The following is a 21,226-nucleotide window of genomic DNA, read 5'->3' as shown; positions in this document are numbered from 1 at the left end:
TGGAGGAGGGGCCTCCGGAGTGTTTTCACGCTGCTGCCTCCTTTCCTGCTTATGAGCCTGTAGGGCTTCATCTTCCTTTCAGCCTATGCAGCTCCTGCGGCCGGCTCATGGACGGCTGTCCCGAAACGGAACAGAAATGGGTGAGGGCGGAGGGGGCAGGATTGGGGCGGCTGCGGCGCCCTTTTTGCCGGGATGGCACGAATGCCCTGTCTCCACGGGCAGAACTACATAAGATGAAGAAGTGACACTTACCCCTTGGCGTCTGCCGGGGAGCGGTACAGAGGCTGATGTCTGCCGGCATGACCGCAGACGGATGCCCTGATTTCTTGGGACAGGAGTTGAGCGTGGATGAAGAAGCGGCAGCGGCAGCGAAGGCACGCGGCGCATCGAAATCCCGTAAGCCCGCAAGTGTCCGTTATCATTCCTGTGTTGAACGAACGCCGAACGTTAGCCCGTGTGATCCGGCAGGCCTACAGGGTGCATCCCCGGACGGAAGTGATTGTGGTGAGCAACGGTACTCTGGACGGATCGGACCGGATGGCCGCCCGCCTCGGAGCCCGGGTGATCTCCTATAAGCAGGCGCTCGGCCACGATGTCGGCCGGAGCATCGGCGCCAAGGCGGCCCAGGGAAGCGTGATGCTCTTCCTTGACGGCGACATGGTCATTCCGGCAGCGAAGCTGCGGCCTTTCGTTCAAGCGGTTCAGCAGGGGGTGGATGTGGCGCTTAACCGGTATTCGGGACCTGCCAAGAGTAAGCGGACCCACCGCGTGGTGCTGGCCAAGTATGCTTTGAACGTTATGCTCAACAAAGGTGAGCTCGAGGGCGCATCCATGACGACCGTGCCCCATGCGATCAGCCGGAAGGCGCTGGAGACGATGGGGACTGAGGCTTTGGCGGTACCGCCTAAGGCACAGGCTATCGCCTCGGCACGGGGGCTGCGGATCAAGGGAGTGCACCTGATTCCCGTGGGCAGGCTCAACCCGATCCGCCGCGGCCGTAGGGGCGGTGATCCCGTAGGCGATCTGATCATAGGCGATCATCTGGAGGCGGTGGAATGGCTGGCCCGGGAGACCGGGGCACGCGGACTTCGGACCGACCTCGGACGCAAGCGCGAATTCGTGAGGTGAGAACGTGAGGTGATCCGCATGAGAAAGCCGGGCAGCCGCAGCCGGTACGCACGGACAGCCCAAGCTGCCTGTACGGTACGGGCAGCACGGAAAGCAAGGAAAGCACGTAGAGCACGAACGCTAAGAACAGCACGGGCACTTCGGATTAGGAAAGCATTCTCGGGTATGCGGGTCCGCAAGCACCCGCCGGGCGCTATCCCGGGCGGGGAGGTAACCGAGCTGCAGGTATCGGCCGTGCGGGAGAGCAAGGGCCGCCGCAAACGGGCAGGGGGCCCGAAACGGGGCGCGGCCCGCAAGCCGGCTTCCCGGCGGGCCGCCCCTCCCAAGCGGGGCCCTGCCAGGCGGAGACGGGTGCAGCCGCGCGGGGCATCCCGCTCCATGCCGACCGCGGGACGCGGCGAAGCATCCTGGTACCGCTGGGGCCTGCAGGCCGGAGTCCAGGCCGCCGGCGGTCTGGATCCGACGGCGGCTGCGGACCCGGCCCAAGCGCTCCAGGAGCACTGGGTGCCGCAGATGCGGCGGTTCGGTCTGGCCCGGGGCTCCTGGAAGCACTACTGGGCGGCGGCCCGGGGCTTTGCCGAGGGCTTCGGCCGCCAGTCCGGGCTGGAGCTCGGCAGGCTCCTGCCGCTGCCAACCGACCGAACCGTTGCTGCGGTGCTCTCCGTCATGAACGAGGAGGCCTCCATCGGCGGCATTCTGAGGGAGCTGCAGCGCCTGCACCTTCACGAGCTGATCGTGGTCGTCAACGGGTCGGACGACGGTACGTTCGCCCGGGTACGGGCGGAATCGGGTGCGCTCGTCGTTCATTACCCCGAAGCGCTCGGCTATGACGTCGGCCGGGGCATCGGAGCCAAGCTGGCCCGGGCGGACATCGTCCTGTTCCTGGACGGCGATATACCCGTTACTGCCGAGCAGCTTCTGCCTTTCCTGGCGGCCGTGGACCAGGGAACGGATGTGGCGCTCAATGATATCACGCCTTACCTCGGGCCCTTTGGGCGCTGGGACGGGGTGAGCATCGTCAAGCGCTTCCTGAACCGCACGCTGGGCCGGGATGATCTGCAGGCCAATTCCCTTACGGCCGTGCCGCACGCCCTGTCCCGCAAAGCGCTGGAGACGATCGGGTTCGGGCACCTCGCCGTACCGCCGGTGGCACAGGCGGTGGGCCTGCTGAAGGGGCTGAGCATCAAGGCGCCCTGGAGCGTCGATGTCGTCACGAAGAACAGGGTGAACCTGCGCAACACGGGAGGCGGCAACCCGGTCGCCGAACTGATTATCGGAGACCATATGGAGGCGCTGCACAAAGCCCGGCAGCTGGCCGGAAGCCGGCTCGGCTATAAGGATAAGATGAGACGCAGAGAGGTTCTGTAGACAGGAGGGGGAGGAGGAGATCCACTTGCAAAAAACCAGTATCGTCATTCCCCACCGGGAAGGTCTTCCGCTGCTGGTCCGGTGCATCGATTCGATCCGCCGGCATACGGATACGCCTTATGAAATCATTGTGGTCGATAACGGGTCCCGCGACGGCTCGGTAGAGTACTGTCTGCAGGCGGGGGTGCGGCTGATCTCCGCGCCGTCGAACCGGGGGTTTCCGGCCGCCTGCAACCTCGGGATGCAGCTTGCCTGCGGGGATGCGGTTCTTCTGCTGAACAATGACGTGGTTGTCACCCCCCGCTGGCTGACAAACCTGATGCGCTGCCTGTACGCCGGCGAGGATACGGGGCTGGTCGGCCCTGTCACGAACTATGCGAGCGGACTGCAAATGGTGGATACGCCCTACAATACCCCGGAGCAGGCGGACACCGTGCCGAATGAGCCGGATCCAGCCAAGTGGGAGGAGGTACGCCGGCTGATCGGCTTCTGCCTTCTGTTCAAGCGGGAGACCATGGAGAAGATCGGCCTGCTCGACGAAGTCTTTTCACCCGGACACTTCGAAGACGACGACTACTGCTACCGTGCCCGGGCCGCCGGATACCGGCTGATGGTCGCCGGCGACGCATTCGTCTACCATCAGGGCAGCGCGAGCTTCGGCCAGGAGCCGCAGGAAGGCGTCAAGGAGCTGATCCGCCGCAACCGCGAGTTCTTCATGGCCAAGTGGGGCGTCGATCCGCACCAATTCATATAGGAAGAGTATGGGGCGTAGAGCGCCCCCGGGAGGTGTGAAAGTGAGACGCAGCAGTAGACGGGGGAGCATCCCCGCGCCCCGCGGGAGGGGAAGTAGGCCTGCGGTCTCCGGCTGGAGTGAGGGCCATGCGGCCGGCTTCGCGGAGGGCAGCCGTTACGGATGGCATACGGGCGCGTGCGAAGCCGTAGTCGGCCGGACACCGCTGGGAGCCGGTCTGCTGAGGGAGGCCAAGGTATTCTTCATCAAGGAGGGCTTCGATTCGCTCGACAACGGAATACTGGATGCCCTGCAGGGCCTCGTCAGCGAAGCGGCCGGCCTGCACGAATCGGAGGATGCCGCCGGCCGTGCCGCAGTGGAGACGCCCGATCTCGTGATCGTGCTGAACGGCACCCGCTTTCCGGTATCCCAAGTGGAATCGCTCCGGAGCCAGGGCGTTCCGACGGCGCTGTGGCTTGTGGATGATCCCTACCACACGGACCGGAGCAGTCAGATCGCTCCGCTCTATGACTATGTGTTCACCCATGAGGTGAACGCGGTTTCGCGGTACCGGGAGCTCGGCTGTCCCAATGTGCATTATCTGCCGCTCGCGGCCGGTCCGCACATCTACTATCCGCGCAAGGTCGACAGGGGGTTTCATACCGATATTTGCTTTATCGCCAACGCCTTTCCGAACCGGGTGGAGTTCATTGACCGGATTGCCCCTTTTCTCGAGAAGCACAGGGTGCTCATCGCGGGGTGGTGGTGGGAGCGGCTGCAGAGCTTCGGACGGCTGCAGGGAAAGATCCGGCAGAATGTGAGCTGGATGCCGCCGGAGGAGGTCTGTTCCTTTTATAACGGAGCGAAAATCGTGGTGAACCTCCACCGGGCGGATAATGACCCCGGCGATCAGAACAGCGGGGGCCTGCAGGGGCATTCGATCAATCCGCGGACCTACGAGATCTGCGCGGCCGGGGCCTTTCAGCTGACCGATGTCCGTCCGGAGCTGCCGGCGATGTACCGGCCGGGGATCGAGGTGGCCACCTACCAATCGCCGGAGGAATTCATGGAGAAGGCGGCCTATTATCTGGAGCATGACGCGGAGCGGGAAGCCATGGCCCTGCGGGGACTGCGCCGGACCCGGGAAGAGCATACGTACCGGCACCGGGTGGAAGCTCTGCTCCGGACGCTCTGGACGTAGAAGCAGAGGCTTGGCAGCTCAGCCCATGAGGAAAGGAGGGTGAAGGCATGGCCTTACCCCAACGAAAACGGCCTGTCCGGCGGGGAAGCGGCGCCTATGGGGCGGGCTGGAATGCCGGCTATCGGACCGGTACGGAAGCAGGCTACCACGCCGGGAGATGCGAGGCGGTCATTCGGCGCTTTCCTGAGCGGCTTCCGCCCGCCAGGCCGGTTCGCCTGATGTTTGTCGTGTCCGGGCAGGGAGATCCCTACAAGACGATCGAGCTCGGGCTGCTGGAGAGTCTGCGGCCGCTTGTGGCGGAGCTGCACGTGATGACGCCCTTCGAGAACCTGGAGGAGGCGGCGCTGCGGCTGAGGCCCGATCTGGTGCTGGTGTTTAACGGGCTGAACTATGTGTCCGGGGAGACGATCCGTACCATCCGCGAAGGGGGCATCCGGACGGCGGTCTGGTTTACCGACGATCCCTACTACACCGATGTGTCGGAAGCGGTCGCCCGGAGCTACGATGTGGTGTTCACCATAGAACGCACCTGCGTGGACTGGTACCGGGAGCGGGGCTGCGCCGAAGTGCATTTCATCCCGCTGGCGGTGTCCCCGGGCATCTATCGGCCCGGCAAGGCGCCGACCTCCCATCATACCGACATCCTGTTCCTGGGCAGCGGCTACACCAATCGGGTGGCCCTGTTCGATGCGATTGCACCGGAACTGTCCAGCCGCAGGACCCTGATCGCCGGCAGGTGGTGGGAGCGGCTCTCGAACTATGAGCTCTTGAAGCCGAGCCTGAGGGAGGGCGAGGCCTGGCTGTCGCCGGAGGAGACGGTGCAGTATTACAGCGGGGCGAAGCTTGTGATCAACCTGCACCGGGCGCATGACGACGGGGAGATCAATGCGAACGGGCAGGGGGTGCCCGCCGTGTCGCCTAATCCCCGGACGTTCGAAATCTCCGCCTGCGGCACGCTGCAGCTCGTGGACGCCCGCGAGGGGCTCTCGGACTTCTATGTCCCGGGGCAGGAGATCGAGACGTTCGCTTCTCCGGAGGAGCTCGTCGACAAGATCAGGTATTATCTCGGGCATGAGGCGGAGCGGAGCCGGATCGCCCGGAACGCACTGGCCCGTACCCTGCGGGACCATACGTATACGGTCAGGCTGGGAGAACTGCTGCATGCGGCGTTTGGGCCCTGATTCGGGGCTTAGGCCCTACTCTAGCGGAGGCGGTGACGAAGACATGCTGAAATTCAAAGTAAAAAGGAAGCGTCAGCCGGCCCGGGCGCAGGGGCGGAAGCGGCGGTTGATCCTGAAGCGGCTGGGACGCAGGGCCGGGGGCCGGTTCACCACGGCGTCTGTCAACCGGATGATCGACGAGGCCCATACGCGGGGCTATAAGGCGGGCTACGAGGAAGGCCGGATGAAACCGGAGGCACCGGAAGGCGGCAAGAGCCCTTATGACCAGGGATTCGATAAAGGCTATGATGAAGGCTACGGCAAGGGACTCTACGCGGGGGGAGATGCGATCGTCGATCTGACGCTTCCCTTCGATGCCATCCTTCCCGAGGTTTCCATTGTCGAGATCGTCGAAGCGGGTGTCGAGCAGCTGCGCTCCCGGCAGTTCCTGCTGCAGAGTACGGAGCAGATCGCCGAGCGGATCCAGGGAGCGCTGGACCGCCGCGAGCCGTTCTCGCTTGTGCGGGTCGGCGACGGAGAGGTGCTCACGCTGGCCCAGGAGCTCGCGCTGCCTATAGACGAGGTGCGGAGCAAGGGGGCCTTCCTTGGCTATGCCGGGGTAGATGTGCCGGACCTGGCCGCGAGAGACCAGCTGGCCGCTTCGCTGCGGGCCGCCACGGTTGTGGGGATTCCGAAGCTCCGCAACTTTACGTACCAGCCGCTGGCCTTCAAGGCGCTGCAGGCCCATGGGATCGACTACCGGCAGCTCAGCCTGACCCATTCGCTGGTGAACTACTACCTGCACCAGCAGGGATACCTCGGCGGGCTGCTGCGCGGGCGCCGCGTCCTGCTGGCGGGCAACGTGATGAAGCCGCTGGCGGAGGTGCTCACCGAGAACGGCATCTTGGTCAGCGCCGTAGTGACGCCGGTGAACGGTGTCAAGGATATCCCACGGGTCATGGAGGAGATCCGGGGCTGCTCGTTCGATATCGCCCTCGTTTCCTCGGGCATTGCGGCGGTGACGATTGCCGAGCGGATTGCCTCGGAGATGGGCCTGGTCGCCTTGGACTTCGGCCACCTCGCCGACGAGCTCGGGAAGCGGCAGGAGCCCTTCCGATGAGGAGGCGGGGAGGTCCGTCCGTGAAGGCGGGCGCCCGGCCGGGCACCGTCCGCGGGAAGAAGCGCCGGGTCCGGCACCTGTATGCCGCGTCCCAGGATGCCGTCTTCCACCGGGGCTACACCGCAGGGTATCATGCCGCCTACCCGGCCGGCCTGGAAGAGGGAAGGGCGGCCGGCCTCGTCTCTTACCGGCAGCCTTGGGAAGGATGCAGCATTATTATTCCCACCTATAACCAGGTGAAGCTGCTCAAGGACTGTATTGAGAGCATCCGGCAGTTCACGCCGGAGCTTCATGAGATTATTGTGATCGATAATGCGTCGACGGACGGAACGGCCGAATACCTTCATGCCATGAGGGGACAGCTGCGGTATCGGATCAATGCCGAGAATATCGGCTTTGCCGGCGGGGTGAATCAGGGGCTGCGGATGGCGAGAGGATCGACGCTGCTCCTGCTCAACAACGATACGGTGGTGACCCGGGGGTGGCTCGGCAATCTGCTTCGCTGCCTCCACAGTGACGAGCGGATCGGGCTCGTCGGACCGATGACCAATTATATCAGCGGGGAACAGCTGGAGCCGGTTTCCTACACTTCGGTGGAGGAGATGCACCGGTTCGCGAAAGGATACAATGTTCCGGATGAATCCCGCTGGAAGCGTACCACCCGGATTACGGGATTCTGCCTTCTGCTGCGGCGGCAGGTATTCGACCGTCTCGGCTACTTTGATGAGGGCTTCGAGAAGGGCAACTGTGAGGATGACGACTTCTGTCTGCGGGTGCGGCTGCTCGGCCATGAGCTGGTTATTGCCGGGGACACGTTCATTCATCACGTCGGGAGCGTGAGTGTAAAGGCGCTCGGGGACGAGCAGGGTGAGGTGTACGGCCGCAATCAGGATTATTATGGGCGCAAATGGGGCAATCCCCACGAACTGCCGGGCGAGGTGGTTTCCTTCTCGGAAGGCTTCCGCGATATGTCCCTGCTGTATCCCAGGGAGGCGCTGGTGCAGAGCTATACCGGCCGCTTGTTCTGGGTTCGCGATGGGGTAAGGCATCCGGTCGACGGCCCGGGCGATCCGATCCTCCCGGCGGTGCGGCTCTCTCACATCGAACTGCGGCATTTGCCGGTTGGGGCGGCCGTTACTGCGGCGGAGATCCACAGCGCCTGGAGCGATGGAGGTGCCGGCCTGCCGCCGGAAGGGGCGCTGCTGCGCGGGGAGGGTGATCACTTGTATCTGCACGAGCAGGGGACCCTGCGCCGCTTCACCTCCCCGTATGCCGCCGAGGTGTGGGGAGCCGGACGTCCGGGGCCCCTGGCGCTTGATCCGCAGCTGGGCTCCCAGCTGCCCCGGGGGCTTCCCGTCATCCCCCCCGTTACCCTGAAGGCGGATAACTTATAGCGGCACAGCCGCCGGCCCCCTCCCGCCCCGAATTGGGCGGGAGGGCCAGTGGCTGTGCCCGGCTGTGCGGCATAGCATAGAGGGAAGAGAAGGGAAGAGGAGGAGAACCGGGTGCAGGAGCAGATCGATGAAATCATTCTTCATATGGCCAAAACGCAGGAGGAGCTGGCGAGCATCATGGAGGCCAAACGGCATGTCGTGTGCCATCTCTCGGTCTTGAACCAGTACATTCCGCATGTACACCCTGAATTTGACGGGCTGGACGCATTGATGGAGCACTCCCTCCTGGTCACCAAGAGCGTGACGTCGTATCTCAACGTGCTGTCCGACCTCGAAGAAGCCATGTCGGGAAGCCTCGAGTGCATCGTCAGGGAGCTTGGGGATGGGCCCGGAGAGGAGTAAACGCGGGGGACGGGTCCGACGGGACGCCGCAGCCGCGCAGCAGGAGAGGGGGACAACCGCATGAGCAGAGCCGAATCGCTAACGCGCATCATGAAGGCGTCCGCCAAGATTCAGCTCAATATCGCATTGATGCTGGAAGCCAAGACGGCGGAGGCCGAGAAGTCGCGCCACTGGATATGCAATCACCTGTCGGCCGGGGCCTATGAAGGGCATGCCGTGCAGGTGAAGGAAACGATGGATATTCACGACCAGCTGATCGAATTGATCGAGGGCTTGACGAAGATGGAGAATGCCTTGACCCGCAATCTGCAGATTCTGCTCAACCAGAAGGACGAAGGCGGCGGGCTCGGCGAAGGCGGGATGCAGGGCGGCGGATTCGGAGATATGTTCGGCTTAGGTGGGAACTGACATGAACCGTTGGGAGTTCGAGCAGGAGATCAAGCTCGATATGCTGCATTCCTTGGCCCGCAGCCAGCGGGCCCTGGCCCGTATGCTCGAAGCGGTCGCCGAGGTCGGCGTCTCCACGGAGGCGGCGGCCCGGCACCTCGCCGACAATCTGCAGGCGATCAGCGCCTACCAGAGGGCGATGACCGTGAAGATCACAGGCCTAACGGTCGGCCGCCGCCGCAGACGTGGGGTGCCCGGCCGGCCCTGGCTGAGCCGGAGAGTGACGGCGGCCGGTCCGGCAGTGCGGCGCAGGGCACGGGCGGGGGCAGCAGGTTCCAAGGCCCCTGGAGAGTGGAAGCCGGAAGAAGGGAGGTTCCGCGCATGAAGGGAAAGCGAGTGAAACGGCGCCCGCTTGGGAGGAAGAGGCGGAAGGCCGTGAGGGCCAAACGGCCGGTGAGAGCGGTGAAAGCCCGCAAACGCAAGAAGGCCGTTTCGGGGACAGGGGCAGCTTCCTCCGGACGCAGGCGCAGACGCAAGAAAGCGGTCCGCCGGGGGCCGGGCGACGCGGTCCGTTACAACCACGGCTATGACGCCGGCTATGACAAAGGCTTCGCCCACGGGTACGGCAAAGGGCTGGAGGAAGGCCTTGATGCAGCTTACGCCGAGCTGTAATACAGCGCCTGAAGTTTCCTCCTGCGGTCAGTCGCAAATCTGGGCTTAGGCGAATACAATGATGGCGTAAGGATTCTCGGATGTGACGGGAGGAAAACGTCATGAGCATGTATTCGCTGGAAGCCTCGAGCCGCCTCGCCACCGCCATGAAGCTGCAGTACCGGGATGTTCTCCGCTTCCTGGAAGGACTGCAGTGGAGCCTCAACCATATCGCCGGCTCGATCCGCAATTATGCCGCCCTGGCAAAGCTGGCGCCCGGAGAGGCGGAGGCCGAGGAGCTCGACAGGCTGCTGATGCAGGCCAAGGGCCACTTTACGCTGGTCCGTGAGCTGTATGTGGAGCTCAAGGGGATGGAGCCGAGGATCGAACCGGCCGGCGAACCCGCGGTGACGTACCGGGAGGGGCTGCGGGAGGCGATCGGCATGGAGCGGGAGGCGATCCGGCAGTTTCGCGATACGTATCTCCTGACGCCGAGCCCTCGGGTCAGGGATGTGTTCTTCCTGGCGATGAGCGACGGGGTGGACCGGCTTGCGGCGCTGTTCCTGCTGAAGCAGGAGGCCTGAGAAGCTGCGCCCAAGTCCCGCATCGGAGGCTTATAGAAAACCAGGGTACTTAGAAGAAGCCCACGAAGGACCCCTCCTCCCTGCGAGGAGTCCTTCGTGGGCTTGTTGAAGTTCACTTCGTCTCGTGTTCCTGCTGCAAACCATGTCCGTTCGGCCCCTTCCGGGCTCCGGCCTTCTGGTGCAGCTTCAGGCCCCGTCTCTTACTGCGGCAGGGCTTGAAGCTCCTTCCACTTCAGAAGCAGCCCGCCGTAGACGAGGCCGCCGCCGAAGCCGAAGAGCAGAAGCTTGTCGCCTTCCTTGAGCAGACCGGCACGGACGGCCTCATCGAGAGCCAGGGGAATGGTGGCGGCGGAGGTATTGCCGTAATCCTCGATGGTGTGGAGGGTCTTCTCCAGCGGGATCCCGAGCTTCTCACAGGCCGACTCGATAATCCGCAGGTTCGCCGAGTGCGGAATGAACCAGTCCACGTCCTCAGCGGACAGGCCTGCAGCTTCGAGCAGCTCCGCGGAAGCGCGGGGCACGGTCTGCACGGCGAAGCGGTACACCTCTCGGCCGTTCTGCATGAGCTTGCCGCCGGCGGGGACGGGCTCGCCGTCGGTCCAGCTCACCGCGGTGACGGCGCGGTACAGGTGCGGGCCGCCGCGGCCGTCGGTGCCTGCGGTGTAGGCGAGCAGGGAGCTCTCCGCGCCAGGGGCCGGATCCCGCTCGAGCAGGACGGCTCCAGCGGCGTCGCCGAAGAGGATGCACGTGGTCCGGTCGGTGTAGTCTGTGATTTTGGAGAGTGCGTCCGCCCCGATGACCAGCGCTTTGCGGTGCAGCCCGGAGGCAATCATGCCGGAGGCGGTATGCAGCCCGTGCACGAAGCCGGCGCAGGCGGCGCTGAGATCGTATGCCAGCGTGTGCGGAATGCCGAAGTGGGCCTGAACCAGGCACGCGGTGGCAGGGAAAGCGAAGTCCGGTGTGCTTGTGGCGACGATCAGCAGGTCGACGTCTTCAAGGACCGCGTGGTAGCGGTCGACGAGGTTCTGCACCGCTCGGATCGCCAGGGTACCTGTGGACTCTTCGGGTGCACAGATCCGGCGTTCCCGGATGCCGGTGCGCTGCACGATCCATTCGTCATTCGTCTCAACCAGACGCTCCAGCTCGGCATTCGTGAGCCGGCGCTCGGGCGTATAGCTGCCAATCGCTGTAATCCGCGGCCGGTAAGGCGCGGAGGAGGGGAACATTCCGGTGGACATAAGATCACCTCGGGTTTTATTTTAATGACCTGAATATAGTACCTGGTACTAAAATAACGCATAACAGTCTTCCTGTCAATCCATATTTCACCAGCCTGTTTCCGGAGGGCGAATGGGAGGGCATTGCGAACGGTCAATGCGGCCGCCCTTTCTCTCTTCTTCGTCCGATCCCCTTCAGCAAAAAAGAAAAGGAACCGCCGCTCCTCCGGAGTATCCTGCCCCGTACGCGATGTCCTGCGGTTTCGGAGGGCTCCGCTTCGGCGGACATGCCTACCGCCGACCGGGAAGATGCTCTGGAGCTTCGGATAAAGCTCAGGTGCCAGGGCAGGAAGAGGAGGAAAAACGGCAGGTAGAAGGGCGGCGAGTACCAGACCTTCCAGCCCTTCTCGATCAGGAACCCGGAGCGGACCAGGGCATATTCCATCGCGAGGGAAGCTCCAGTGAACAGAATGGAGAGGAGCAGACGCCGGCCGAAGCGCTGGAGCGCATTCAGGTACAGAATGGCGATCGACGAAGGGGCGACCGAGAACATGATGATATCGGGAATGCCGCCGATGGCGGGATCTCCGGAATCGAGCAGATCGAGCAGGAAAAAGAAGGCGATGTCCCCCATCCAGGCGAGAAAGCTGATGACTCCGAAGGTTACATACCACTCGCTGCGCGAAAGTGTCCGATTCCCGGCCGCCGCGCCCAGGAGCAGCAGTGCTCCCAGCGTGTACACCAGCCAGGCCCCCTGCGGATTCAAATCCAGACGCTGCAGCACGCCGGTCCAGTAGTCCATGTTCTCTGCCCCTTCCACATTCTTCATGTCCGTAGTATGCACTTGGGGCCTTGGGAGATATGCAGGAGAAACTGCTGCTTGGGCTGACCTGGGCGGTCCAGGAGCCTGACGGAAAGGACCGAAATTTAACTTGACCACGGATCGGACCCCACGCTACTCTCGTAGGAGCAGGATCCGCAGGTGTATAATGGAGGGACATGGAGGGACATACCCTCCATGCATGACCGATGACCACAGAAATGAAAGTGGGATTCCCGATGTCAATGAAAACGCTGAAGCTGCTCACGATCCTCGTGCCGCCGCTCATTATCGGCGGCTTCGAGTATGTGCGGCACGAATTTCTGCTGGACAGCCTGTCAATGGAGACCGGCAACTTTTATATGCTTGTGCTGACGTTTCTGCTCTCCTATCTTTTCGCCGCCTGGATGTTCCGCCGGATTGAGGCCGTGAACCGGCATCTTGCCCGGGAGCAGGCCCGGCATGCCGTCTACGAGGAGCGGGAGCGGCTGGCGGGCGAGCTGCACGACAACATAGCCCAGATTCTCTTCTTCTTGAACGTGCAGTTGAAGAAAGGTCAGCTTGAAGAGGCCCGCTCGGCCGTCTCGGAGATCGACCACCACCTGCGGCAGGCGATCTTCAACCTGCGGACGCTCCCGGAGGAGAGCGCCACCTTCGCCGCCCGCCTGCAGACGTGGCTGGAGGAGTGGAGTGTGCTGAGCGGCATCCCGGTCGAGCACCGCATCGATATGGAGAGGGGGGCGCTGCCGCCGTCCGCCGAGGTGCCGCTCTTCTCGATCATCCGCGAGGCCTTCACCAATATCCGCAAGCATTCGATGGCCGACCGGGCTTGGCTTGAGCTCGTTATCGGCGATGAAGACGGTGCCTCCTGGCGGCTGCGGATAGCCGACAACGGGCTGGGCCTCGCTCCCGGGGCTGCCGGCCGGGCGGGGCGCTACGGGCTGCAGCTCATGCGCAAGCAGGCCCGTGAGCTCGGAGCGGAACTCGTCCTCGGCGGAGCGGAGGGCGAGGGACTGACAATTACACTGGCCGGGCACCGAAGCGGGCCCGGGGAAGGAGGAAGCCCATGAGCTACCGCGTGCTTGTGGCCGATGACCATCCGCTGTCCCGGCGGGCCATCCGGCAGCTGCTGGAGGGGGAGCCGGGGTTCGAATGGGCGGGAGAAGCCGAAGGAGGGGAGGCGGCCGTGGAGGCGGCCGGCCGGCTGCTGCCGGATCTCGTGCTGATGGACCTGCAGATGCCCGGCATGAACGGCCTGGAGGCGACCAAACGGATCAAGGCCCTCTACCCGCAGATCCGGGTGGTGATGCTGACCGTCTCCGACGATGTGGCCGATCTCTTCACTGCTGTGCGCTTCGGGGCGCAGGGGTATCTTCTCAAGAATATGGATCCCGACGAGTGGATGACCTACCTCCGGGGACTCCTTGATGAAGACAGCGAGATCTCGCGCGGACTCGCCGACCGGCTGTTCCATTCGTTCCGCTCGGCACAGCAGCCGCTGCAGGAGGATCCGGCGTCTTCGGTACTCTCCGCCCGGGAGTGCGAGATTCTGAGCTGTGTCGCCAGCGGGCAGAGCAACCGGCAGATTGCGGAGAGGCTGGTGATCAGCGAGCATACGGTCAAGAATCATATCAAGAATATTCTGGCGAAGCTGGCGCTCGACAACCGGGTGCAGCTGACCGCCTATGCCGTCAGGCACGGATTGACACAGTTCGGTCATAGTTCGGAGGACAAATAGCCCGGTTGAGTCATTTTCATCCACTCCCCTTTTACAGTACAGTAACTAAGGACAGAATGAGCGTATAGAGGAAGGGGACCCGAGCTATGAACCCGAAAAAATGCCTGCTTGCGGCAGGCCTGATGATGTCACTGCTGGGAGGAAGCATTGCCAGCGCCCACGTGACCGTATATCCCAAAGAAACGACCCAGGGCACTTATGAGAAGTTTGCAGTACGCGTGCCTACCGAAAAGGACGTGCCGACCGTGAAGGTGGAGGTTCGCTTCCCGCTGGATGCGGTTACGGTCTCCCGTTTCGAGCCGAAGCCGGGATGGACTTACGAGATCAAGAAGGACGCAGAGAACAAGATCACCGGCGTCGTCTGGACCGCCAGCGGCGAAGGTCTCTCGCCGACCGAATTCGGCGAATTCTATATGTCCGGCAAGGTGGCGGACAACGCCACGGCGATCTCATGGAAAGCGTACCAGACGTACAAGGACGGCAGTGTGGTCGAGTGGACCGGGGCCGAAGGCGCCGATAAGCCGGCGTCGGTCACCAAGGTGAACGCCAAGCCGGCCGGCGCGGCGGCCGACAGCCACGGCCACACCGCCGCCGCAGCAGCGGGCGCCGAGCCGGCAGCCGCAGCGGCGGCGCCTTCGCAGACGCCGCTCTACCTGTCGGTCGCGGCCCTGATCCTGGGCGCCGCCTCGCTGGCGGTGTCCCTACTGCGCCGCCGGGGATAGGAAGCACCCGCCGGCCGGGAACCCAAGAGCCCTCCAGGGGATGCACGCCAAGTGCTCCCCGGGGGGCTTTTTTTGCCGTGACCGCCGAGTAAGGCAGAGCAGCCGGTGATCTGGATAAAAAGGAAAAGAGCGGGGGATGCTTCAAAGTAGCTTCGACTTAAGAGTCAAGGAGGATTACGAATCATGATGCAGAAACTGCGCCAAAAGAAAACGGCGATGCTGCTTGCCTTGTGCCTCATCGTCTCTGTGGCGGCTTCCGGCACGGTATTCGCCTTCGGCCGGGGCTCCCAGGGGCCGGACGTATATGCCGTACAGGGCATGCTGAAGTCGCTCGGTTACTTCTCCGGCACGATTACGGGAACCTACGGGCCGGTCACCGAGAACGGGGTGAAGCTGTTCCAGAAGGCTTACGGGCTTCCGGTGACGGGTGCCGTCGACAATGACACCCTGCAGTCCATCCTGTGGGCTTACGGAAATCTCAAAATTCCGAAAAAGCCCGCTCCGACCCCGGCACCAACTCCAGCACCGGCCCCGGCACCAACGCCGGCACCGCAGCCGTCCGGGTATCAGCTTACGAGCGAGGAGCAGCAGATGGTGACGCTGGTGAACCAGGCGAGAGCACAGGCGGGGCTGCCTGCCCTGTCCATTGACCTGTCCCTCTCGAAGGTGGCCCGTCTGAAGAGCCAGGATATGGTGAGCGGCAATTATTTCTCTCACCAGTCCCCGACCTATGGGTCGCCCTTCGATATGATGAAGCAGTTCGGCATCACTTACCGGACAGCCGGCGAGAATATCGCGTGCAACCAAGGCGTAGAGGCCGCGCATACGGCGCTGATGAATTCGCCGGGCCACCGTGCGAACATCCTCAGCAAGGATTTCACGCACATCGGCATCGGCATTGTGAACGGCGGCCCGTGCGGCAAGATGTTCACCCAGCAGTTTATCGGCAAATAACGGAAAGCAGCAGGCAGGTCCATCCCCGGAGCGGAGGCTTCGGGGATTTCATTTGAGATCTTGCGGCAGGGGAAACGTTTACCCTCGTCCCTCCATGTTGTACAATAGGAGAACATCTTAGGGAATCTTTGGGAAAAGTGAAGGGAGTATACGTTGTATGGCGTCTAAGTTTATAAAGGAGTTCAAAGAGTTTGCCATTAAAGGGAATATGATCGAGCTGGCTATCGGGGTAATTATCGGCGGCGCCTTCGGCAAGGTCGTGACTTCGATCGTCAATGATCTGGTCATGCCGCCGATCGGGCTGCTGCTCGGAAGAGTGAACTTTAAGGACCTCTATATCGCATTGAACGGCACGCACTATCCTACCTTGGCCCAGGCACAAGAAAACAAAGTAGTAACGCTCAATTACGGTTTATTTGTCAGCACGCTGCTCGATTTCCTCATTGTTGCTTTCGTCATCTTCATTGCGGTGAAGCAGCTCAACCGGCTGCGGCGCAAGGAAGAGGCGAAGCCCGATCCCAAAGCCAATATCCAGGAGTGCCCGGAATGCCTGTCGGAGATCCCGCGCAAGGCGTCCCGCTGCAAATATTGTACAGCCCAGCTCCATTCGCTGGATGTAGAGAGAGGCTGACCGGTCTCACCGGGACACCAAGAGCTCCTTTCCGCCGACAATCCATACGAGACAGCAGGACCCTCGCCCGAAGCGGTTCTGCGTGATTCCGGACCAGTTTTCCTCGCTTAAGAAAATATTCAGGAATTTCCCGCTTTGATCTAAAGAAAGTTTGGGTACCCTAGTAATAACTGAGTGAGGAGGAAAGGTTCGTATGAATTTGAGTGCCATCGTACAGGAGAAGCTCGTCTTCTTACATAAATTCATCCAATCTCCCAAGGAAGTCGGCAGTGTCATGCCGAGCTCCAAGTATTTGGCTCAGGCGATGACCCGCTGCCTGGACTGGGACCGCACCCGCCATGTGGCGGAGCTCGGCGCGGGTACGGGGGCGTTGACGAAGTATATAGCCCAGGAGGCCGGCAAGGACGCGCGGGTGATGCTCTTCGAGCGCGAGCCCGCCCTGCGCAGCCAGCTCAAGGAGCGCTTCCCGTCCTTCTCGTGCCACCCGGACGCCTGCCTGATCCGGGACGCCATGTTCCGGGAAGGCGTGGAGGGACTCGATGCGGTGATCAGCGGCCTGCCGTTCTTCAACTTCCCGCCTCCGCTGAGGGCCCGCCTGCTGCGGGAGATTGTGGATTCGCTGAAGCCGGGAGGCAGCTTCGTCGCATTTCAGTATTCGCTGCAGATGCGCTCGCTGCTCAGCCGTTCGTTCGACATTGAGGCGATCCGCTTCGTGCCGTTGAACGTGCCTCCCGCCTTTGTCTATGTGTGCCGCAAAAAAATAAAATGATCTTTTGAAACCTGCGGCGGACTTTCGCGTAGTACCGCCTATCATAGGATGATTTTTCGGAGGAGCCTGTCACCCCGGGTTTGCTGTGCCTTTTTGCAGCAGATCGGGGGCGGCGGCTCTTTTTTGTGTTGTTTTGCCGTAAATTCCACATCCTAACTCCAAATGGAAAGAAAGGTGAAACCCTCATGCTCGTATTTCAGCTCGCCATCATCCTTATCGCCTCGAAGGTTGCCGGAGACATCAGTGTCAAGCTGGGGCAGCCTTCGGTGCTCGGGAAGCTCTTGATCGGCATTCTGCTCGGACCGAGCGTCCTCGGCATCGTCAGCAATACGGACATCCTACAGGAAATCAGCCAGATCGGCGTCATTCTTCTCATGTTCATCGCAGGTCTGGAGACGGATATCGAGGAGTTCAAACGAACCGGCAAGCCTTCCTTGTTCGTCGGCGTTGCAGGGATCATTGTCCCCTTCTCCCTGGGATACCTGGCCGGCGTCATGCTGAACCTGCCCGTGTTCGAAGCGGTATTCCTCGGTCTGCTGCTGTCCGCAACATCGGTAAGCATTTCCGTGCAGGCGCTTAAGGAAATGGGGAATCTCAAGACACGGGAGGGTGCTACGATACTGGGGGCTGCCGTTATCGATGACGTGCTGGTAATCATCGCTTTGGCCTTCGTCATGAGCTTCGCGGGAGGCGATGTGAATCTCGGCATGGTGGTGCTCAAGAAGTTCGTCTTCTTTGCCGGGGCCATCCTGTTCGGCTGGAAGCTCGTGCCCTGGTTCCTGAAGCGCTTCGCGCATCTTCGGGTATCCGAGACAGTGATCTCGGCCGGGCTGATCATCTGCTTCCTCTATGCGTATCTCGCCGAGTATGCGGGGGTAGCCGCCATTATCGGAGCTTACATTGCCGGGGTGGCGATTTCGGTCACGCCCTATAAGCACGAAGTATTCGAGAAGGTCGAGACGCTGGGCTATTCGATCTTCGTGCCGGTCTTCTTCACCTCGATCGGGGTAACGGCGGAGTTCATCGGCATCATGCAGAACCTCGGTCTGATTGCCGCACTCAGCGTGCTGGCCATCGCAACCAAGCTCGTGGGAGCGGCACTGGGAGCGAAGCTGTCAGGCTTTGCCTGGAGAAGCTCCTGGGGGATCGGTGCCGCCATGGTATCGCGTGGGGAGGTGGCCCTGATTATTTCGGCGATCGGTCTGGAGAACGGGCTCCTGAACAAGGAAATGTTCGCAGTTATAGTCGTCGTCGTCCTTGTGACAACGATCGTGACGCCTCCGATGATGAAGCTGTTCTTCGGGGATGCGCCGAGACTGGAGCCTGCCGAGACACACTGAAGCGGGGAGGTGCTCAGCCTCCCGGGGGTTCCGTGTTTCACTCCGCCAGGAACCCACTTAATACATAGGAACGAAGGCTTGGTGATTCCTATCCGGGCAAGTTCCGGTCCGAAACGGAGGAAAAACATGCTTCATCACTGGCTCATCCTGCTTGCGATTGCCGTAGCGGTTGCCTATTTGGCGGATAAACTGAAGCAGCCTTATCCGACGCTGCTTGTCGTGACCGGCCTGGTGCTCGGCATCGCGCCGCTGCCTCTGTTGGAAGAGGTCAAGGCTTACGTGGTCTCTGATACGATATTCCGGACGACCGTGATTCTGATTTTCCTCTCCGCCCTCATCGGAGATGCTGCGCTTAAACTGCCGTTCCATGAGCTGAGAGAGAACAAACGGCCGATTCTGTGGCTCGCCTTGGCGGGGACACTTCTTACCTTTGTCCTCATTGCGGCGTTATCTTACCTTCTGCTCGGTCTCTCCCTGCAGACCAGTCTCGTCTTCGGCGCGTTGATGGCCGCTACGGACCCTGTGTCGGTCTTCAGCATCTTCAAGTCGATGGGGCTGAATCAGCGGCTGTCGATCATTGTGGAGGGAGAGAGTCTGGCCAATGACGGGGTTGCGGTGGTTCTTTTCAAAATCGCGCTGGTCACCACCGTTCTGACCTGGTCCAGTGTGCTCGGAGGATCGTTCGAATTCATGAAGGTCATTCTCGGCGGGATGGCGATAGGGGGCGTGTGCGGCTATGCGGCCTCCAGAATTACCGCGGGCATCGATAACTATCTCGTCGAGATCGGCCTGTCGATCGTTCTGTTCTACAGCGCCTTCGAGATCGCGGAGCTGTTCCACTTCTCGGGCGTCATTGCCGTGGTGCTCGCAGGCCTTATCCTCGGGTCGTACGGCAAGCGGATCGGCATGAGCAAGCTTACGCACGAGAAAATGGACTCCTTCTGGGAAACGATCGCCTTCATGGCCAATGCGCTGATCTTCCTTATGGTCGGTCTTGAAGTGGCCAACATCTCGTTCACCGTCAAATCGCTGCCGATCGTTGTAAGCATCGTCATCGTCCTGGCGGCAAGGTTCATCGCCGTCTATGCCAGCTTGACGCCGTGCCCGGATGTGCCCGCCGCCTGGAAGCCCATTATCGCGTGGGGAGGCTTGAAGGGCTCCCTGTTGATCGCGCTGCTCCTGGGCGTGGCGCCGGACCTTGAAGGAAGAGAGCTGCTGCTCGCGATGACGTTCAGCAACGTCGTCTTCTCCCTCCTCGTTCAGGGAACGACGCTCAAGAAGCTCTTCTCGAAGCTGAAGGTGTCCTGAGCGGGGGCTTTACTTTCGAGGGAGGCTCTTTTATAATCATAGGAATGTTTGATGAACCGAATAGGCAGTAAACCGGAGGAGTCTGTCAAGTACAGGCTCCTTTTTGCCTTTTTTTGGTCTGGCCGTGCCCATATCATCTGGAAGCTGGAGGAATTATGGAACAACAAGCTTACTATGCGATCACTCTCTTTTTGCTGATTTACGCCCTCATGATCACCGAGAAAATTCACCGGACCATCCTCGCCATGCTGGGGGCCGTCCTGATGGTGCTCCTCGGCATCGTCTCCCAGGAGACGGCGCTGCATCACATTGATTTCAACACGCTGGGTCTGCTCATCGGGATGATGATTATGGTCGGCATCACCGCGGAGACCGGATTGTTCGCCTGGATCGCCGTCGTTGCCGCCAAGAAGGCCGGGGGCAGCCCGGTCCGGATCATGATCTACCTGGCGCTGCTTACGGCGGTCTGCTCCGCCTTCCTCGACAACGTAACGACCGTCCTACTGATGGTGCCTGTCACCTTCAGCATTGCGCGGCAGCTGGAGGTGAACCCGGTGCCCTTCCTGATCACCCAGATTATCGCTTCGAACGTCGGAGGAACGGCGACGCTGATCGGCGACCCGCCGAACATCATGATCGGCAGCGCCGTGGAAGAGCTGAGCTTCATGGACTTCATCTACAATCTCGCGCCGATCTCGGCACTGATCATGCTGGTGTACCTCCCCATCTTCGTGCTGATCTTCCGTAAGTCGCTGGTAAGCACACCGGAGCGGATGAAGAAGATCATGGAGATGGAGGCGGCGCCTCTGATCACCGATGAGAAGCTGCTGAAGCTGTCTCTAACCGTTCTGGGGCTGACGATCCTCGGCTTCTTCCTGCACCAGCTGCTGCACCTCGAGTCGGCTACCGTAGCGCTGGCCGGCGCCTTCCTGCTTCTGCTCTTCACGGGCGAGCACAAGATGGAGCGTGCGCTCGAGAAGGTGGAGTGGGCGACGATCTTCTTCTTCGTCGGCCTGTTCGTGCTGGTCTCGGGTCTGGTCGAGACCGGCGTCGTGGCCGGCTTGGCCGAGCGGGCGGTGGAGCTGACCGGCGGCGACGTGGTCGCCGCATCCCTGCTCATCCTGTGGCTGAGCGCCATCGCCTCCGCCTTCCTCGACAATATCCCGTTCGTGGCGACGATGATCCCGCTGATTCAGGAGATGGGCGTGCGGGGGATCGGTGACCTGGAGCCGCTGTGGTGGAGCCTGGCTCTCGGCGCCTGCCTCGGAGGCAACGGTTCCCTGATCGGGGCCAGTGCCAATCTGATCGTCGCCGGACTGGCCGGCAAGGAAGGGCACCCGATCCGCTTCGTGACCTACCTGAAGTACGGCTTTCCGCTTATGCTGCTGTCCATCGTGCTCAGTACAGGGTATATTTATGTGCGTTATCTGCTGTAAATCGAAGACCGGCCTGCGTCATTCTCCAAGGGGATTACGCGCGGAATTCGAAATGGGCGTGTCCCCCGGGACGCGCCCTTCTTTTTTGTTCAAATCTAAGAATTTATATCTCGCCGGAGCTCGAACCCGTCATCTTATATTTCTTATACACGCGCATTGTCCTTAA

General features: G+C 61.8%; 23 protein-coding genes. 21 read left to right on the top strand and 2 right to left on the bottom strand.

What is annotated here, in order from left to right; genetic code table 11:
* Window positions 1-348 precede the first annotated feature (348 nt).
* The 12 genes from ACP26L_RS29345 to ACP26L_RS29290 all read left to right on the top strand — a co-directional run bounded on the left by ACP26L_RS29345 (window position 349) and on the right by ACP26L_RS29290 (window position 10,125).
* Entirely contained in the window at window positions 349-1,128 is a 780-nt protein-coding gene (locus ACP26L_RS29345) for a glycosyltransferase family 2 protein (protein WP_426448804.1), read from the top strand.
* A gap of 165 nt (window positions 1,129-1,293) precedes the next feature.
* Window positions 1,294-2,496, top strand: a complete 1,203-nt coding sequence (locus tag ACP26L_RS29340; RefSeq protein WP_426448803.1) for a glycosyltransferase family 2 protein — start codon at window positions 1,294-1,296, stop codon at window positions 2,494-2,496.
* Between the two features lie 25 nt (window positions 2,497-2,521).
* A complete protein-coding gene (locus ACP26L_RS29335) occupies window positions 2,522-3,250 on the top strand; it encodes a glycosyltransferase family 2 protein (RefSeq protein WP_426448801.1) in 729 nt (242 codons plus the stop codon).
* A gap of 40 nt (window positions 3,251-3,290) precedes the next feature.
* Entirely contained in the window at window positions 3,291-4,427 is a 1,137-nt protein-coding gene (locus ACP26L_RS29330) for a CgeB family protein (protein ID WP_426448799.1), read from the top strand.
* Window positions 4,428-4,474: 47 nt separating this feature from the next.
* Window positions 4,475-5,608 (top strand): CgeB family protein, encoded by a 1,134-nt coding sequence (locus ACP26L_RS29325; RefSeq protein WP_426448797.1) that lies wholly within the window; start codon window positions 4,475-4,477, stop codon window positions 5,606-5,608.
* A 43-nt stretch (window positions 5,609-5,651) separates the two neighbouring features.
* A complete protein-coding gene (locus ACP26L_RS29320; RefSeq protein ID WP_426448795.1) occupies window positions 5,652-6,707 on the top strand; it encodes a GT-D fold domain-containing glycosyltransferase in 1,056 nt (351 codons plus the stop codon).
* Window positions 6,704-8,101 carry a glycosyltransferase family 2 protein gene (locus ACP26L_RS29315; protein WP_426448794.1) on the top strand — a complete coding sequence of 466 codons (1,398 nt, stop codon included), beginning with the start codon at window positions 6,704-6,706 and terminating at the stop codon, window positions 8,099-8,101. The genes ACP26L_RS29320 and ACP26L_RS29315 overlap by 4 nt, the downstream gene beginning before the upstream one ends.
* 111 nt (window positions 8,102-8,212) lie before the next feature.
* Entirely contained in the window at window positions 8,213-8,503 is a 291-nt protein-coding gene (locus ACP26L_RS29310) for a hypothetical protein (RefSeq protein ID WP_426448792.1), read from the top strand.
* Between the two features lie 60 nt (window positions 8,504-8,563).
* On the top strand, window positions 8,564-8,911 hold the full coding sequence (locus ACP26L_RS29305) for a restriction endonuclease subunit S (protein WP_426448790.1): 348 nt from the start codon (window positions 8,564-8,566) through the stop codon (window positions 8,909-8,911).
* A gap of 1 nt (window position 8,912) precedes the next feature.
* Window positions 8,913-9,275 carry a hypothetical protein gene (locus ACP26L_RS29300; protein WP_426448789.1) on the top strand — a complete coding sequence of 121 codons (363 nt, stop codon included), beginning with the start codon at window positions 8,913-8,915 and terminating at the stop codon, window positions 9,273-9,275.
* A gap of 77 nt (window positions 9,276-9,352) precedes the next feature.
* The gene (locus ACP26L_RS29295; RefSeq protein WP_426448788.1) at window positions 9,353-9,562 is read left to right on the top strand and encodes a hypothetical protein; all 210 of its coding nucleotides are present in this window, start codon (window positions 9,353-9,355) and stop codon (window positions 9,560-9,562) included.
* A gap of 101 nt (window positions 9,563-9,663) precedes the next feature.
* Window positions 9,664-10,125, top strand: coding sequence for a hypothetical protein (locus tag ACP26L_RS29290; RefSeq protein ID WP_426448787.1), 462 nt, complete (start codon window positions 9,664-9,666; stop codon window positions 10,123-10,125).
* A gap of 200 nt (window positions 10,126-10,325) precedes the next feature.
* Here ACP26L_RS29290 and ACP26L_RS29285 read toward each other — a convergent pair whose 3' ends face one another.
* Both ACP26L_RS29285 and ACP26L_RS29280 read right to left on the bottom strand, forming a co-directional pair.
* A complete protein-coding gene (locus tag ACP26L_RS29285) occupies window positions 10,326-11,363 on the bottom strand; it encodes a ketoacyl-ACP synthase III (protein ID WP_426448785.1) in 1,038 nt (345 codons plus the stop codon).
* A gap of 133 nt (window positions 11,364-11,496) precedes the next feature.
* The gene (locus tag ACP26L_RS29280; protein WP_426448784.1) at window positions 11,497-12,186 is read right to left on the bottom strand and encodes a hypothetical protein; all 690 of its coding nucleotides are present in this window, start codon (window positions 12,184-12,186) and stop codon (window positions 11,497-11,499) included.
* Window positions 12,187-12,401: 215 nt separating this feature from the next.
* On the opposite strand from ACP26L_RS29280, the gene ACP26L_RS29275 reads away from it, so the two are divergent.
* The 9 genes from ACP26L_RS29275 to ACP26L_RS29235 all read left to right on the top strand — a co-directional run bounded on the left by ACP26L_RS29275 (window position 12,402) and on the right by ACP26L_RS29235 (window position 21,060).
* Complete coding sequence (locus tag ACP26L_RS29275) at window positions 12,402-13,232, top strand: sensor histidine kinase (RefSeq protein WP_426448782.1); 831 nt, start codon at window positions 12,402-12,404, stop codon at window positions 13,230-13,232.
* Window positions 13,229-13,900, top strand: coding sequence for a response regulator (locus ACP26L_RS29270; protein WP_426448780.1), 672 nt, complete (start codon window positions 13,229-13,231; stop codon window positions 13,898-13,900). The genes ACP26L_RS29275 and ACP26L_RS29270 overlap by 4 nt, the downstream gene beginning before the upstream one ends.
* 86 nt (window positions 13,901-13,986) lie before the next feature.
* Window positions 13,987-14,622 (top strand): YcnI family protein, encoded by a 636-nt coding sequence (locus tag ACP26L_RS29265; RefSeq protein WP_426448778.1) that lies wholly within the window; start codon window positions 13,987-13,989, stop codon window positions 14,620-14,622.
* Between the two features lie 183 nt (window positions 14,623-14,805).
* The gene (locus ACP26L_RS29260; RefSeq protein ID WP_426448776.1) at window positions 14,806-15,576 is read left to right on the top strand and encodes a CAP domain-containing protein; all 771 of its coding nucleotides are present in this window, start codon (window positions 14,806-14,808) and stop codon (window positions 15,574-15,576) included.
* A 157-nt stretch (window positions 15,577-15,733) separates the two neighbouring features.
* Entirely contained in the window at window positions 15,734-16,207 is a 474-nt protein-coding gene (gene mscL, locus ACP26L_RS29255; protein ID WP_426448774.1) for a large-conductance mechanosensitive channel protein MscL, read from the top strand.
* A 193-nt stretch (window positions 16,208-16,400) separates the two neighbouring features.
* Window positions 16,401-16,976 (top strand): class I SAM-dependent methyltransferase, encoded by a 576-nt coding sequence (locus ACP26L_RS29250; RefSeq protein WP_426448772.1) that lies wholly within the window; start codon window positions 16,401-16,403, stop codon window positions 16,974-16,976.
* A 185-nt stretch (window positions 16,977-17,161) separates the two neighbouring features.
* Window positions 17,162-18,316: a cation:proton antiporter gene (locus ACP26L_RS29245; protein WP_426448770.1), complete on the top strand. Its 1,155-nt coding sequence runs from the start codon at window positions 17,162-17,164 to the stop codon at window positions 18,314-18,316.
* Between the two features lie 126 nt (window positions 18,317-18,442).
* The gene (locus ACP26L_RS29240) at window positions 18,443-19,624 is read left to right on the top strand and encodes a cation:proton antiporter (RefSeq protein ID WP_426448768.1); all 1,182 of its coding nucleotides are present in this window, start codon (window positions 18,443-18,445) and stop codon (window positions 19,622-19,624) included.
* Window positions 19,625-19,779: 155 nt separating this feature from the next.
* Entirely contained in the window at window positions 19,780-21,060 is a 1,281-nt protein-coding gene (locus tag ACP26L_RS29235) for an ArsB/NhaD family transporter (protein WP_426448766.1), read from the top strand.
* The last annotated feature ends 166 nt before the right edge of the window (window positions 21,061-21,226 follow it).

The organism is Paenibacillus sp. S-38 (genome assembly GCF_049942825.1).
In the GTDB taxonomy this organism is placed as follows: Bacteria; Bacillota; Bacilli; order Paenibacillales; family NBRC-103111; genus Paenibacillus_G.
This window is presented reverse-complemented; position numbering and strand designations above follow the sequence as displayed.

Bases quoted from the DNA above. Each gene is read 5' to 3' on its own strand.
- ACP26L_RS29345 (WP_426448804.1), top strand. From the start codon at position 349: ATGAAGAAGCGGCAGCGGCAGCGAAGGCACGCGGCGCATCGAAATCCC.
- ACP26L_RS29340 (WP_426448803.1), top strand. From the start codon at position 1,294: ATGCGGGTCCGCAAGCACCCGCCGGGCGCTATCCCGGGCGGGGAGGTA.
- ACP26L_RS29325 (WP_426448797.1), top strand. From the start codon at position 4,475: ATGGCCTTACCCCAACGAAAACGGCCTGTCCGGCGGGGAAGCGGCGCC.
- ACP26L_RS29320 (WP_426448795.1), top strand. From the start codon at position 5,652: ATGCTGAAATTCAAAGTAAAAAGGAAGCGTCAGCCGGCCCGGGCGCAG.
- ACP26L_RS29315 (WP_426448794.1), top strand. From the start codon at position 6,704: ATGAGGAGGCGGGGAGGTCCGTCCGTGAAGGCGGGCGCCCGGCCGGGC.
- ACP26L_RS29305 (WP_426448790.1), top strand. From the start codon at position 8,564: ATGAGCAGAGCCGAATCGCTAACGCGCATCATGAAGGCGTCCGCCAAG.
- ACP26L_RS29300 (WP_426448789.1), top strand. From the start codon at position 8,913: ATGAACCGTTGGGAGTTCGAGCAGGAGATCAAGCTCGATATGCTGCAT.
- ACP26L_RS29290 (WP_426448787.1), top strand. From the start codon at position 9,664: ATGAGCATGTATTCGCTGGAAGCCTCGAGCCGCCTCGCCACCGCCATG.
- ACP26L_RS29285 (WP_426448785.1), bottom strand. From the start codon at position 11,363: ATGTCCACCGGAATGTTCCCCTCCTCCGCGCCTTACCGGCCGCGGATT.
- ACP26L_RS29275 (WP_426448782.1), top strand. From the start codon at position 12,402: ATGTCAATGAAAACGCTGAAGCTGCTCACGATCCTCGTGCCGCCGCTC.
- ACP26L_RS29270 (WP_426448780.1), top strand. From the start codon at position 13,229: ATGAGCTACCGCGTGCTTGTGGCCGATGACCATCCGCTGTCCCGGCGG.
- ACP26L_RS29265 (WP_426448778.1), top strand. From the start codon at position 13,987: ATGAACCCGAAAAAATGCCTGCTTGCGGCAGGCCTGATGATGTCACTG.
- ACP26L_RS29260 (WP_426448776.1), top strand. From the start codon at position 14,806: ATGATGCAGAAACTGCGCCAAAAGAAAACGGCGATGCTGCTTGCCTTG.
- mscL (WP_426448774.1), top strand. From the start codon at position 15,734: ATGGCGTCTAAGTTTATAAAGGAGTTCAAAGAGTTTGCCATTAAAGGG.
- ACP26L_RS29250 (WP_426448772.1), top strand. From the start codon at position 16,401: ATGAATTTGAGTGCCATCGTACAGGAGAAGCTCGTCTTCTTACATAAA.
- ACP26L_RS29245 (WP_426448770.1), top strand. From the start codon at position 17,162: ATGCTCGTATTTCAGCTCGCCATCATCCTTATCGCCTCGAAGGTTGCC.
- ACP26L_RS29240 (WP_426448768.1), top strand. From the start codon at position 18,443: ATGCTTCATCACTGGCTCATCCTGCTTGCGATTGCCGTAGCGGTTGCC.
- ACP26L_RS29235 (WP_426448766.1), top strand. From the start codon at position 19,780: ATGGAACAACAAGCTTACTATGCGATCACTCTCTTTTTGCTGATTTAC.